The sequence below is a fragment of the Dyella ginsengisoli genome, assembly GCF_044904665.1.
GTDB lineage: Bacteria > Pseudomonadota > Gammaproteobacteria > Xanthomonadales > Rhodanobacteraceae > Dyella_A > Dyella_A ginsengisoli.
Map to the genome: position 1 here is coordinate 233571 of NZ_JADIKM010000001.1, position 13312 is coordinate 246882.

A 13312-nucleotide genomic window follows, 5' to 3' on the forward strand; every position below is an offset into this window, starting at 1 on the left:
GTCTGGCCAGGCCGGCGGCAGTGACGCTTGAAAGTCACCTCCCCACTCTCCCGCCAGCTGCAGTCACCGTTACTCCGCGAACGCCGGGCCAGATAGGGCGTCGCAGGAATCCACTTGCCTGGGCCGAAAGTCGTCGCTGGTGGTGATCCAGCGGTCGCCGAGCACCGAGCGGTAGCAAACCGCCGTTGAAACACTCCGCCGCGCGCGGTCGAGCGCGTCCCACCATTTGAGCAACGGCTCTTGGTCGGGCTTCTGCATCTTCAGGAAGTTGGCGGAATCCTTGGCGGCGATGGCACGTCCATTCATAGAGCCAGTAATCAGGTGGCCCCGCAGTGTCTGGAGATCGCCGGCATCCTTGACGCAGCAATGGCGCAACAGGTCAGCCGTATCTTTGATGGGCGCTCCCTGATAGCTCACGGTGAACTTCTCGATCAGGGCTGGACCAACACCTGCATTGGCAACGCTCAGCAAAACGACGGCGTCGCCGTTATTCCCCACGTTGCTGGAGTCGTGCTGCAGGTATGGCCACGAATTGGCCGTGACGAGCTCCTTCATCGCGTGGTGGTTTTGGATCGCGATGATCATCGACGCCACGGAAAGCACCAGCGCGCTCAAGGCCAATATTGTGTCGATCAGACCGTGTCCCGACTTGTGCGCGTGTGCATGTACCTCAGGTTCTAGTTCCATATTCAACCTTTTCCTCTCGAGAAAGCGCTGTCGGGGTATTGCGTGCGGCCGTTTGAAGCGCGCGATCATCGCGACCAACCAAGGGTGCACGCAAGAGCTGGGTGCATGCATCAGCCCGACATAGTTACGGAAACACTGGCGAAGCTCGCTTGGTCCCATGCTCTGGACGGGACGCCAGCCCTTCGGTGAGCATGGCCCCACATGCCCGCGCTCCCCACGCCCTCCGATCAACTGCTGCAGCTGCTGCCCGAAGCCGTGGTGCAGACCGATGCGGCGTGGACGATCACCTACCTCAACCCCGCCTGGAAAACCCTCACCGGCCACCCGGTGGACGAGGCGCTGGGCCGCTCCCTGCTCGATTTCGTGCACCCGGACGACACGGCGGCGCTGCGCGCCGGCATGCCGGTGTTCCGGCTGCGGCGGGCCGACGCCGACTACCGCTGGATGCGCCTGCAGCTCAGTCCCACCACGGACGCCGAAGAGCGCGTGATCAGTCGCCAGGGCGTGCTGATCGAGCTCACCGAGATCGGCGAGCAGGTGCTGATGGACGATCGCCAGCGCTTCCTGCGGCTGCTGGAACGCATCGATGGCGTGGTGTGGGAGGCCGAGCTCGGCGTGGGCAACACCTTCCTCAGCCCGCAGGTGGAACGCCTGTTCGGCTATGCGGTGGAGGAGTGGCGTGCCGACCCGGGTTTCTGGCGCGCCCATGTGCACCCGGATGACCTGCCCGACGCGCTGGTCATCGACGAGGCCGCCTATCACGCCACCCACAGCTACGCGTACGAGATGAGCTACCGGCTGATCGCCAAGTCCGGCCAGGTGGTGTGGGTGCGCGACCTTTGCCGCGTGGACGTGGAGCCGGGCCGGCCCAACCGCATGATCGGCCTGATGATCGACGTCACCCGGCAGAAGCACACCGAGCTGGAGCTGCTGCAGTCGCACAACCGCTACGCACTCGCCACCCGCGGGTCCAACGACGGCATCTGGGACTGGAACCTGCAGACGGACGTCCTGCATGTGTCCGAGCGCTTCAACGAGATTGTCGGGCTGGGCGACTGCGGCAACCTGCACGATGGCGGCTGGCACTTTCTGCAACAGCTGATCGATCCCGACGACCAGGAGCGGGTGCAGCTGGCGTACCGCAGGCACCTGTCGGGTGATCGCCCGAACTTCTCGGTGGATTTCCGCGCGCGTCATGGATCGGGGCGCCTGGTGTGGCTCAACTGGCGCGGGGTGGCCCAGTTCGAAAACGGCGTGGCCGTGCGCATGGCCGGGTCGCTGAGCGACCTGGCCGAACGCGGCAGCTCCTACGACGCGCTGACCAACCTGCCCGGCCGGCCGTTGTTCCGCGATCGCCTCGAGCACGCCATCGCGCTGCATCACGACGGTGCTTCCAAGCGTGGTGACACGCCGACACAAGGCGACCCCACCATGTTCGCCGTGCTGGTGCTGGACCTCGACGGGTTCAAGGCGGTCAACGACACCCTCGGTCACCACGCGGGTGACCAGCTGTTGCAGCAGGTGGCCCGTCGGCTCGAATCCTGCGTGCGGGCGATCGATCTGGTCGCCCGCATGAGCGGCGATGAGTTCAACGTGCTGCTCGAGTCGGTCGATCACGCCGGTGCCACCGACCGCGCCCACCAGATCGCCGCCGCGCTCGCCACCCCTTATCAAATCGGCACGCACACCGTGAGCTGCCCCGCCAGCATCGGCGTGGTCAGCAGCCAGGCTGGTTTTGCCACCACCGATGACTACCTGCGTGCTGCCGACGCGGCGATGTACCGGGCCAAGAGCCAGCGATTGGGCGTGTGCGTTTATTCCGAGAGCGGGGGCGCTATCGAATCAGGCACCGTTCCGAGCTCGACATAAGTGAATCCGATCAGTCGGGACAAAAGTCTTGAAAGTCGACTCTGACCCCTGATTCTGCGATTCGGCTCTGCCTTCTATCTCCCGGCTCACCCCTGGTGTTCAAGGGTCTCCAGAGCGGCCTCAATGGGTTCCGGGTCGCCACCGCCCGGTTCCGCATATGCGGTCAAGGCCTCGACGAGACCTACCAGCCGACCGGCGCGGGAGTTCGCCCTCGGACTCCACGTTGATCCGCACCCTGCGCCGGTCACCAGGAAGTAGAAGGTCGTTCCATCCACCCCGAATGGTCGAGGAGCTGCCGCCTCGGATACGTCCACGCGGACCTGGGCCACCAGTCGCTGCGCCAGGCGAGGCGAAAGCGCTGCAGAACCTCGCCTCGTAGCTTCAAAATGACCGTCCGGACCGGTACCCGCCTGAACCCATGCGAGCTCCAGACGCTCGACCCGGCCGCCCGAGATGCGCACCGCCGTCGGACTCGAGAAGGACGGGAAGCGGAGCACGGTGACCGCGACCTGACCGGGCGGCGTAGCGGGCACTATCGTCAGCCCTTGAAGTGTTTCCGGCGCGCAGGGGCTGAGGGCCACTGCAATCCGGGCGGCTTCGGCTCGAACAGCTTCTTCGTGGGCTTCACGTTCCCGAGTCGAATGGCTCACGACAGGTGCCGCGACCAGCCCACCGCAGAGCAAGGCCATCAGGGCAGAGAGCAGAACAATTCGTCGCACATCCATGACCTTCCCCCGAGATGCTGCACTGATGTTCCGCTTGCCAAAGTGGACCTGGCAAGGTTCGCTTCAGTGGCTCGAAAGTGCACTCTGACCCCTGTTTCCCCTGTTTCCCTTAGACGGCCGGGCCGACGCATCAAATGCACTGCCTCACGCTTGAGCTGGGCGGTAAAACGCTGCCGTTTCTCCATCGAACGCCCCGTGCGAGGATTGTCCTCGCCTTGTGGTGTCCAAGAGAGCGGGACGAGCCCAACCTGACCCCGTTAGCTGTAATGCCGTTAGCTGTAATTGCAGTGAGGTAGTTATGACCAAAACCACCCTTGATAAATCAGAACTCGCGGTCCGCTTGCTCGATCGCGCAATTCGTATGTTTTTTGATGGTGATGACACTCTTTTCGTCATGACGATGGCGCACCCGGCACATTTGCTTCTCCAAAACATGGCCGAACGCAAGTTTCCTAACGGCAACGGGAGCAAACAGGTCTGGGATCGGCTGAACGCCGATGGCGTAAAAGTCTTGGAAGATGGAACGCAGATTGAAACATACAACCAGTTCCTAAACTATCTTCACAGGGTGCCCAACGCCGCGAAGCACGCTAACAAGCTTGAGGAAACGCACGTCACTTACGACGAAGGAAATGCCGCAGCTATTATGGCGGCCGCATGCCTACATGCCCAGCAGCTTGAATGTGGCACCCCTTTCCATCTCACATACATGGTATGGCGCATGGCAGTTGGCGGCACATTTGGAGAGTCTCCCGATGACGCCACCAAGGAGTATGTCGATATAAATTTTCCAGGCATCCGCGAGATGTCAAAAGCTGCGCAGCTTGAAGCAGGACGTAACGCCATTTCTGCACTAATGGCTAGGCGATAAATGAAGTTGATCCAAAGAAGGGGTCAGAGTGGACTTTCGCCGCTGCTCTCCCAGCGTCAGTGTCACCAGGTGCGCTCCACAAAACTAACTCTACCAATCAATCAACAGTAACGAGGTCAGGTTCACTTCCCAAGGCCGCCCGTCCAGCGGCTTCATCCCACTTCCTTGAGTTGGGGAGGAGCATCCATGCCGAGCCGTCAGTCGTATCGATCACAGGCGTGATGTCGCTGAAGCCCTTCGCCTCAACCTGCAGGTCACCTCCGTGAACTCGAACAACCTCCTCCTTTACGCCCTCGGCCTCGGCGCGGTCCTGGTGATGGCCATTGCCACCTGGCTGCTGAGCGTCGCCAAGCGCAACGTGGCGATCGTCGACAGCGTCTGGTCGCTGATGTTTATCGCCGAGGCGTGCATCTACGTGTTCGGCGCGCCGGCGCCGAGTGCGCGTGGCCTGCTGGTGGCGGCGCTGGTGGGCATCTGGGGCTTGCGCCTTTCGCTGCACATCACCGTGCGCGGTTGGGGGCACGGCGAGGATCGGCGCTACCAGGCAATCCGCGAGCGCAACGAGCCGGGCTTTGCGTTGAAGAGCCTGTATCTGGTGTTTGTGCTGCAGGCGGTGCTGGCGTGGATCATTTCGCTGCCGCTGTTCGGTGCCGCGATGGGTGCTTCCGCGCTGGGGCCGCTGGATGCGGTCGGCGTGCTGCTGTGGCTGGTGGGTTTCGTGTTCGAGGCCGGGGGCGACTGGCAGCTCAGCCGCTTCAAGGCCGACCCGGCGAACAAGGGCAAGGTGATGGATCGCGGGCTGTGGCGCTGGACGCGGCATCCCAACTACTTCGGCGACTTCTGCGTGTGGTGGGGGCTGTACCTCATCGCGCTGTCGGCAGGCGCGTGGTGGAGCGTGGTGGGCCCGCTGCTGATGTCGGTGCTGCTGATGCGCGTGTCCGGGGTGACCCTGCTGGAAAAGGACATTGGCGAGCGTCGCCCCCAATACGCCGAGTACATCCGGCGCACCAACGCGTTTTTCCCCGGGCCGCGCAAGCGTTGAGCAGCGGTGCGTTCCGGCTCGCCGGCTCGCGTCCATCCGCGGCACCGTCGGTTGACCCTCGCCGGGCGCGTGCATCGCGTGCCCCATTTCGATTCCATCCCTGTCGCCGGACATGTCATGTCAACGAGAACCCTGCTGAAGCTCCTCTTCTCGGCCATCTTCCTCAGCATGCTCGTCTACACGAGCTGGGCCAGCCTGCAGCAGCCGGTGATGCAGTGGCAGGGGCTGACCGCGGGGCCAGACCGCTACTGGACCATCGCCACGCTGCTCGATGCGTACTTCGGCTTCATCACGTTCTACGTGTGGGTGTGCTTCAAGGAGCGCCGCGCCCTGCCGCGGGCGGGCTGGTTCGTGGCGATCATGCTGCTCGGGAACATGGCGATGTCGGCCTACGTGCTGCTGCAGTTGCTGCGCCTGCGACCCGATCAACCCGTGTCGGACGTGCTCACGTCGCGTCATCCCATGACTTGAGGCGCCATGACTTGAGGCGAATGGTTCAAGCGCGTGTCTGCAACGAGGCCTGTGTCGTCGACGTCGTCACGGGCCGGGCTTCCTGATGCGTGGCGGCGAGATAGAACCCCACCGCGAGCATGGCCAGCAGCGCGATGATGAAGGCGATCAGCGCGATGCGGCGGGAGCGGGGTGAGAGCTTCATGGGGGGCGGCCTGGATGCGTGGCGCGAAGCCTGCGCCTGGCGGTGTGTGCTGCCCGTAGACGACGGTGACGCCTGCTTGCGAGCTCGATGCCGGCCGCAGAGTGAAAGCCGGCGCTACGCCTGTTGCGCGTCCGGATGTTGTGGGTCGCTCTCGCGAACCCAGGCCCGGCTGGCCGGTCCCTGGATGCTCAGCGCGGCACGCCAGCGCTGCTGCTGGTCCGCGTCGCCTTCCACCAGCCATTGCAGCTTGCCGGCGACGCGGGCGGCGACGGCGATGCCGTCTTCGAACAGGATGCGGGTGCTGGCGACGGCGGGCAGGCGGTCGCCGGCGAGCGTGGTGCCGACGAGGTTGAGCGGGTCGCAGCCGTTGACGATGACGTGCTGGCCGTCGAGCGGGTGCTTCTGCACCGCGCGTAGCGCGGGGATGGCTTCGGGCAGGGCGAACTGTTCGCCGACCAGGCCGTCGACGAAGCGGCCGCCGCGGATTTCGCCGCGCGCTTCCAGTCGCTGATAGACCTGTCGCAGTTCCCGCCAGCTCGGTAGCCAGCTGGCCTCGCGTTCCAGCAGTTTCCAGAACACCACGCCGTAGCGCTGCAGCAGGGTGCGGGCGACGTGCTCGATCTGCTCGCGGCGCTGGGCGTCGTCGTCGTCGCGCGGGGCGCTGGCGCGCACCAGCGACCAGCGGCCGGCGTCCTCGATGCCGCCGAAGCTGTGGCGACGCAGGCGGCGGTGGCGGCCGCTGTCGCGTTTGGCGGCGGGCATCAGCAGGGCGCGCAGGCCGGCGAAGCTGTCGGCGGTGATGCGGCCGGCGGCGACCAGCTCGCCCAGCGCGTCTTCCAGTTCGGTGCGCAGCAGGCGGGCGCTGGCCATCAGTTCGTCGAAGAACAGCGCGCCTTCGTCGCGCAGTGCGTCAGCCACGGCCTGCGCGCGGGAAGAGAGCGCGGGTGGCTCGGCGGCGTCACGTTCGGCTACGGCCGTCCAGACGGCCAATTGCCGGCGCGGCAGCAGCACGATGGGCGTGCTTCGCACCGGGCCGTTGCCCCCACCGCTGGCCGCGCGCAGCCGGCTCCAGCCGATGCGGCCCGCGCGGCACAGCTCGTCCAGCCATGTGCTGCTGTAGTCCTCGATGCGGGCGGGCAGCAGTTCGGTTTCCCACGCACCGGCGGCGGCCTCGAACCCTTCCAGCTGGGCCAGCGTGGCGGTGAGTGCGTCCGGTCCGCGGCGGCGCGTGCCGGACGTGAGGTGCTGCCAGTCGAACAGGAAGCGCATCAGGTCGCGCCGGCTCACCGGCTCGATCTCGCGGCGCAGGCGGCCCAGCGTGTAGCGGTGGATGCGCACCAGCAGGTGGCGTTCGCACCACTCCATCGGCGCGTCGGCGGCCTGGGCCTGCGGGGTGAAGCGGCCCTGGATCACGTAGCCCTCGGTCTGCAGGCGCAGCAGGGCCTGGTCGATGTCCTGCGGTGCCACCGCCAGCGTGGCGGCGAGCGCGGCGACGGTGATCGGATCGGTGCCGAGCAGCCGGCCGCGGACGGCTTCGCGCAGGGCGTCGTCGCGGGTCCAGGCTTTGCTGGCGAAGGCGGGTGGGACGGTGACGGCGGGCTTTACGCTGGCTTGCGGGTGGATGGCGAGCCAGAGCGGGAGTTTTTCGGTGGTGGTGTGGAGGGTGGGAACAGCGGGAACAGCGGGAACAGCGGCCCCCTCACCCCAACCCTCTCCCCCCAAGGGGGGAGAGGGAGCAAGCGCGGTGGAGAGCGGCGTAGTCAGGCGAGTTACCCGACCGTTTGCCTCCAGCGCATCGATCCAGGCGGACCAGCCGTGCTGCGCGACTTCAGCGGCGGTGATCGCGCCGAGCGCGTCGAGTGCCTCGTGCATTTCGTCGGCGCTGCGCACTTGCGGCCACGCTTCGTCGCGCACGGCGTCGATGGCGGCCGGATCGAGCGTGCCGAGGTCGGCGGCGTTGTCGGTGGGGTTCCAGCGACCGGCGGCCTGGGTGCGGCGTTCTTCCAGCGGGGCGTCGTCGAGGAAGGCGTACGGCGCGGCGGTGAGCACTTCACTGGCCAGCGGGCTGGGGCCGGTGAGATCGCGGGCCACCACGCGGATCGCGCCGCTCTCCAGTCCGCGTAGCACACCGAGCAGGCCGTCCAGATCCATCGCCTCGCGCAGGCAGTCGTGCAGCGTCTGCGCCACCAGCGGATGGTCGGGAATCTCGCGCTCGCCGACGATGTTCTCCAGACAGGCGACCTGGTCGGGGAACACGGTGGCGAGCAGGTCTTCGCTCTTCATGCGCTGCAGCTGCGGCGGCGTTTTCTTGCCGCCGCGGAAGCGCGGCAGCGCCAGCGCGGTGACCGCGTTCCAGCGCCAGCGCGCGCCGAACAGCGGCGCATCGAGCAGGGCCTGGGTGAGCACGTGGTCGGCGCTGGCCGAGTGCAGGTAGCGCGCCACCTCCTCCAGCGGAAAGCTGTGGCTGGTGGACAGCGACAGCACGATCGCGTCCTCGGTGGCCGCCGCCTGCAGCTCGAAGTTGAACTGGCGGCAGAAGCGCTTGCGCAGGGCCAGACCCCACGCGCGGTTGATGCGGCTGCCGAACGGCGCGTGGATCACCAGCTGGGTGCCGCCGGACTCGTCGAAGAAGCGCTCGAAGACGATGGTGGACTGGGTGGGCAGCACGCCGAGCGCGGCCTTGGCGGCGGCGAGGTAGTCGGCCATTTGCTGGGCGGCGGATTCGGTGAGGCCGAGGGTGTCGCGCAGCCAGACGACGGCGCGCGCGGTGCTGCTCCCCTCTCCCCGCGGGAGAGGGGCTGGGGGTGAGGGTTCGGGGGTAGCGCGCGCTTCGGGCGTACCCTCACCCCTGCCCCTCTCCCGAGGGGAGAGAGGTTCATCGCTCGGCTCAAGCAGGGCGCTGATTTCCTCGCGCAGCCGCGACACGCCGAACGACAGCGCATCGCTGCGCCCCGGCGCCTCGCCCAGCCAGAACGGAATGCTCGGCGGCATGCCGTGGGCGTCTTCCACGCGCAGGCGGCCCTGCTCCACGCGCTGGATGCGGTAGCTGGTGTTGCCGAGCTGGAAGATGTCGCCGGCCAGGCTCTCGACCGCGAAATCCTCGTGCACCGAGCCGATCACCGTGCCCTGCGGCTCCAGCACCACCGCGTAGTCGGCCGTGTCGGGAATGGCGCCGCCGGAGGTTAGCGCGGTAAGCCGCGCGCCGCGGCGGGCGCGCAGCACGCCGTGGGTGGCGTCGCGGTGCAGGTAGCCTTCGCGCGGGCCGCGGCGGGTGCTGTAGCCCTCGGCCAGCATCCGCACCAGCGCGTCGAAGGTGTCGCGCGGCAACGCGCGGTACGGATCGGCGCCGCGCACCATCGTGTAGAGCGCGTCCTCGCTCCACTCGCGGCAGGCCACTTCGGCGACGATCTGCTGCGCCAGCACGTCCAGCGGCTGCGGCGGAATGGTCAGCGTGTCCAGCTCGCCGCGGCGCACGCAGTCGAGCAGGGCCGCGCACTCCACCAGTTCGTCGCGGGTGGTGGGGAACAGCCGCGCCTTCGGCGTGCCGATTACCGCGTGGCCGGAGCGCCCGGCGCGCTGCAGGAAGGCGGCGATCGAGCGCGGCGAGCCGATCTGGCAGACCAGGTCGACGTCGCCGATGTCGATGCCCAGTTCCAGCGAGGCGGTGGCGACCAGCGCGGAGAGCTCGCCGCGCTTGAGCCGCTGCTCGGCATCCAGCCGCTGCTCTTTGGCCAGGCTGCCGTGATGCGCGGCGACGTGTTGCTTGCCCAGCCGCTCGGACAGGTGCCGCGTGAGGCGCTCGGCCATGCGCCGCGTGTTGACGAACACCAGCGTGGTGCGATGGCTTTCGATCAACGTGGCGAGCTGGTTGTAGATCAGTTCCCAGCCGTCGTTGGACATCACCGCTTCCAGCGGCACCGGCGGCACGCTGAGGCCGAGGTCGCGCGGGCGCTGGTGGCCGACGTCGATGATGGTGCAGCGGGTGTCATGCTCTCCCTGCCGGGGCGCGCCCACCAGGAACCGCGCCACCGCCTCGATCGGCTTCTGCGTGGCCGACAGGCCGATGCGGCGCAGGGGCTGGCCGCACAGGGCGTCCAGCCGCTCCAGCGACAGCGCCAGGTGCGCGCCGCGCTTGCTGGCGGCCACGGCGTGGATCTCGTCGACGATCACCGTACGCGCGGTGCCCAGCATGGCGCGGCCGGACTCGGAGCCGAGCAGGATGTACAGCGACTCGGGCGTGGTCACCAGGATGTGCGGCGGCTGCCTGCGCATGCCCAGCCGCTCGCGCTGCGGCGTGTCGCCGGTGCGCACGGCGGTGCGGATCGCCACGTCGGGCAGGCCGAGTTTTTCCAGCTCGGCGCGGATGCCTTCCAGCGGTTCTTCCAGATTGATGTGGATGTCGTTCGACAGCGCCTTCAGCGGCGACACGTAGACCACCCGCGTCTCGTCCGGCAGCGTGCCGCCGCGGGCCACGCCCTCGCGCACCAGTGCGTCGATGGCGGCGAGGAAGGCGGTGAGCGTCTTGCCCGAACCGGTGGGCGCGGCCACCAGGGTGGCTTCGCCCGCACGGATCGCCGGCCACGCCTGCATCTGCGCGGCCGTGGGCGCGGCGAAGCGGTGGCGGAACCAGGCGGCGACGGCGGGATGAAAAGCCTCCAGCACGGCCGCCGCGGCCTCCGCTTCGGCGGGAAGGGCAGCGGGATTCATCAGCAGAAGATGGGGCTGCCGCGGCGGCCGGGCAAGCGCCTCAACGGCGCCGGCGCAGCAGCATCACCAGCCTGCCCATGCCCGCCAGCCCCAGCGCGAGGCCGATGCCGGCGCCCCACAGTGCGCCGCGCTGGCCGTCGATGGCCGGCCCGAGGCCGAAGCCGAGCAGGAAAAACAGCGGAACGGGCAGGCAACCCATGGTCTGGTGCTCCTCGCATGCGGTGCCGGCAACGCGGCGCAGGGCGGTGGCCGCCGGACGACTCGTCACTCGTCGCGCCATGCCGATCGCGTCGTACCCGTCGCGTCGTGCCCGTCGTGCCTTGGCGATCGCGGCCACGCATTGCATGATGGCGTTTCGATTCCACGCGAGCCAGCCCATGGACGTGGCCACCATGCCGCAACCGCCCTACGCCCGCGCGCCGGAAGGCATGCGCGACGAGCAGCGCATGGCCGACGGCCAGCTGCTGGTGCGCCGCCGCTGGGCGTTGCCCGAGGCAAGCCGCGCGGTGCTGCTGGTGCACGGGCTGGGCGAGCACTGCGGCCGCTATCGTCACGTTGCGGCGTGGTTCAACGCACGCGGCTACGACGTGATGAGCTACGACCAGCGCGGCCACGGCCTCAGCCCCGGCCCGCGCGGGGCGCTGGCGCGGGAGGACGACCTGCTGGCCGATCTCGCCGCCGTGTATGCCGACTACGCGGCGAGCGCGCCGGCGCTGCCACTGCTGCTCGGTCACAGCATGGGCGGTGTGGTGGCGGCGCGCGCCGTGCTGGACGGCCGCGTCACGCCGTCGGCGCTGGTGCTGTCTTCGCCCGCGTTCCGCAGCCACGAGGCGCCGTGGCTGCAGTCGCTGGCGGCGGGGCTGTCGCGCACCCTGCCGAACCTGCCGCTGCGCACGGGACTGGCGGTGGATCACCTGTCGCACGACGCCTCGGTGGTGGCCGCCTACCGCAGCGACCCGCTGTGCAGCGCGCGCATCACGCCGCGGATGGCGGATTTCATCTTCCGCGCCGGCCCGTCGTGCCTGGCCGACGCCTCGCGCCTGGCGGTGCCGACCCTGCTGCTGGCCGCCGGCGCCGATCGCTTGGTCGACGCCGCCGGCAGCCGCGAGTTCGCCTCTGCCGCGTGGGCCACTCGCCAGCTCACCGCGCGCCATTTCGACACGCTGTATCACGAGCTGTTCAACGAGGCCGAGCCGGCGCGCAGCCAGGTGATGAAACAGCTGGGCGACTGGCTGGCGCGTTTGCCGGGTTGAGCTTTCCCCTCCGTTCGCGCCGAGCGTCGCTCGCGACAGCGCGTGGAGGCGAAGGGCCCTGGGGATCTCGCGGACGCTTCGACTTTGGCGCCATGCGCGTGCGCTCGGCGCGAACGGGGAGCGCCTGTCCGCGATGTCGTCATTCCAGCAAGGCTGGAATCCAGTGCCGCAAAACACGATGGATGGCCGGCATGCGCCGCTGTGGAGGGCGTCTGGTGCTGGAGCGGACGTTCCTCTGTGGAAGGCCCCCGGAAAAACGGCATGACGGTTTCACCCGGTTGATCCCGCTGCGGCTTACATCGGTTACCGCCGCGGGCATAGACTGCGGCCCATGCGCACCCGCGATCTCGGGTTTTTGCTGGCCTTCTCCACGGCATTGCTGCCGGCCGGAGCGTGGCAGCTCATGTGCTTCGGCGTGCCGCCCGGGCTCGCCGCCTGGTTCCCGCTGGTGTTCATCTTCGGCGTGGTGCCGTGGATCGATGCGCTGTGCGGCGACGAGCGGCGCAACGAGGACGACGCGGCCGCGGCCGTCCGGCTGGAGCACACCCGCTACTTCCGCGTGCTCACCGCGCTGGTGGTACCGGTGTGGTTGGGTCTGCTGGCGTGGTGCACGGCGCGCTTCGCGATGCTGGACTCGGTGCCGGCGCAGCTGGGCTGGCTGATGTCCACCGGGGTGATCGGTGGCGTGCTGGCGATCAATCCGGCGCACGAGCTGATCCACAAGTCCACGCGCTGGGAGCCGCTGCTGGGCGGCGTGCTGCTCACCTCGGTGGGCTACGCGGGTTTCAAGGTGGAGCACGTGCGCGGCCATCACCTGCACGTGGCCACGCCGGAAGATTCCTCTTCGGCGCGGCTCGATGAATCGGTGTACGCCTTCGTGCCGCGCGCGCTGTGGCGCAACGTGCGCAACGCCTGGCGACTGGAGGCGCAGCGACTGCGCGGGCGCGGCCGTTCGGCGTGGTCGTGGCGCAACGAGATGGTGGCTTGGTACGCGCTGTGGCTGGTCTTCATGGCCGTCTTCGCGTGGGCCGGAGGGTTGCGCGCGCTGGGGTTCTTCCTGGGGCAGGGGCTGATCGCCGCGGCCACGCTGGAGGTGATCAACTACGTGGAGCATTACGGCCTGGAGCGGCGACTGATCGGCCCCGGCCGCTATGAGCGCGTCACCCACCACCATTCGTGGAACGCGCCGCAGCGCTACACCAACTGGCTGCTGTTCAACCTGCAGCGCCACTCCGACCACCACGCCGTGGCGCGCCGGCGCTACCAGGCGCTGCGTCATCACGAGGACAGCCCGCAGCTGCCGGCGGGCTACGCAACGATGTTTGTGCTCGCCCTGGTGCCGCCGCTGTGGCGCCGGGTGATGAATCCGCGGGCGCTGGCCTGCCGCGTCGTGGGCGAAGCAGGAACGTTCTAGCCACGCGGCAAAAGCAGGGCATAGCGTCTGCCCTGGTGACGCGCGTGTTCACCGCGAGGCGTCGAGCTTTCGAGCCCTCCCCTGAGCTT

The 13312-nt window shown here is 68.1% G+C and carries 10 protein-coding genes; 6 read left to right on the forward strand and 4 right to left on the reverse strand.

All coding sequences use genetic code 11. The features are described from left to right. Window positions 1–69: 69 nt before the first annotated feature. On the reverse strand, window positions 70–756 hold the full coding sequence (locus ISP17_RS01080; protein WP_404629662.1) for a hypothetical protein: 687 nt from the start codon (window positions 754–756) through the stop codon (window positions 70–72). Window positions 757–888: 132 nt separating this feature from the next. Here ISP17_RS01080 and ISP17_RS01085 point away from each other — a divergent pair, with 132 nt between their 5' ends. From ISP17_RS01085 to ISP17_RS01100, 4 genes are all read left to right on the forward strand, one after another. Further along, on the forward strand, window positions 889–2556 hold the full coding sequence (locus ISP17_RS01085; protein WP_404629663.1) for a PAS domain-containing protein: 1668 nt from the start codon (window positions 889–891) through the stop codon (window positions 2554–2556). Between the two features lie 1023 nt (window positions 2557–3579). Then, window positions 3580–4152: a hypothetical protein gene (locus ISP17_RS01090; protein WP_404629664.1), complete on the forward strand. Its 573-nt coding sequence runs from the start codon at window positions 3580–3582 to the stop codon at window positions 4150–4152. A 262-nt stretch (window positions 4153–4414) separates the two neighbouring features. Continuing rightward, window positions 4415–5194: a DUF1295 domain-containing protein gene (locus tag ISP17_RS01095; RefSeq protein ID WP_404629665.1), complete on the forward strand. Its 780-nt coding sequence runs from the start codon at window positions 4415–4417 to the stop codon at window positions 5192–5194. Between the two features lie 117 nt (window positions 5195–5311). After that, window positions 5312–5665: a DUF1475 family protein gene (locus ISP17_RS01100; protein ID WP_404629666.1), complete on the forward strand. Its 354-nt coding sequence runs from the start codon at window positions 5312–5314 to the stop codon at window positions 5663–5665. A gap of 25 nt (window positions 5666–5690) precedes the next feature. Here ISP17_RS01100 and ISP17_RS01105 read toward each other — a convergent pair whose 3' ends face one another. The 3 genes from ISP17_RS01105 to ISP17_RS01115 all read right to left on the reverse strand — a co-directional run bounded on the left by ISP17_RS01105 (window position 5691) and on the right by ISP17_RS01115 (window position 10935). Beyond that, window positions 5691–5849, reverse strand: a complete 159-nt coding sequence (locus tag ISP17_RS01105; protein ID WP_404629667.1) for a hypothetical protein — start codon at window positions 5847–5849, stop codon at window positions 5691–5693. A gap of 114 nt (window positions 5850–5963) precedes the next feature. Further along, the gene (locus tag ISP17_RS01110) at window positions 5964–10556 is read right to left on the reverse strand and encodes a DEAD/DEAH box helicase (RefSeq protein WP_404629668.1); all 4593 of its coding nucleotides are present in this window, start codon (window positions 10554–10556) and stop codon (window positions 5964–5966) included. Between the two features lie 40 nt (window positions 10557–10596). Continuing rightward, window positions 10597–10935 carry a hypothetical protein gene (locus ISP17_RS01115; protein WP_404629669.1) on the reverse strand — a complete coding sequence of 113 codons (339 nt, stop codon included), beginning with the start codon at window positions 10933–10935 and terminating at the stop codon, window positions 10597–10599. On the opposite strand from ISP17_RS01115, the gene ISP17_RS01120 reads away from it, so the two are divergent. Both ISP17_RS01120 and ISP17_RS01125 read left to right on the forward strand, forming a co-directional pair. Then, the gene (locus ISP17_RS01120) at window positions 10934–11809 is read left to right on the forward strand and encodes an alpha/beta hydrolase (RefSeq protein ID WP_404629670.1); all 876 of its coding nucleotides are present in this window, start codon (window positions 10934–10936) and stop codon (window positions 11807–11809) included. The genes ISP17_RS01115 and ISP17_RS01120 overlap by 2 nt on opposite strands. Before the next feature lie 331 nt (window positions 11810–12140). Then, entirely contained in the window at window positions 12141–13223 is a 1083-nt protein-coding gene (locus ISP17_RS01125; protein ID WP_404629671.1) for an alkane 1-monooxygenase, read from the forward strand. Window positions 13224–13312: the final 89 nt, after the last annotated feature.

What these genes read in the sequence shown, in the direction of transcription:
- ISP17_RS01080 (WP_404629662.1), bottom strand. Translation starts at nt 756, where the DNA reads ATGATCGCGCGCTTCAAACGGCCGCACGCAATACCCCGACAGCGCTTT.
- ISP17_RS01085 (WP_404629663.1), top strand. Translation starts at nt 889, where the DNA reads ATGCCCGCGCTCCCCACGCCCTCCGATCAACTGCTGCAGCTGCTGCCC.
- ISP17_RS01090 (WP_404629664.1), top strand. Translation starts at nt 3,580, where the DNA reads ATGACCAAAACCACCCTTGATAAATCAGAACTCGCGGTCCGCTTGCTC.
- ISP17_RS01100 (WP_404629666.1), top strand. Translation starts at nt 5,312, where the DNA reads ATGTCAACGAGAACCCTGCTGAAGCTCCTCTTCTCGGCCATCTTCCTC.
- ISP17_RS01105 (WP_404629667.1), bottom strand. Translation starts at nt 5,849, where the DNA reads ATGAAGCTCTCACCCCGCTCCCGCCGCATCGCGCTGATCGCCTTCATC.
- ISP17_RS01110 (WP_404629668.1), bottom strand. Translation starts at nt 10,556, where the DNA reads ATGAATCCCGCTGCCCTTCCCGCCGAAGCGGAGGCCGCGGCGGCCGTG.
- ISP17_RS01120 (WP_404629670.1), top strand. Translation starts at nt 10,934, where the DNA reads ATGGACGTGGCCACCATGCCGCAACCGCCCTACGCCCGCGCGCCGGAA.
- ISP17_RS01115 (WP_404629669.1), bottom strand. Translation starts at nt 10,935, where the DNA reads ATGGGCTGGCTCGCGTGGAATCGAAACGCCATCATGCAATGCGTGGCC.
- ISP17_RS01125 (WP_404629671.1), top strand. Translation starts at nt 12,141, where the DNA reads ATGCGCACCCGCGATCTCGGGTTTTTGCTGGCCTTCTCCACGGCATTG.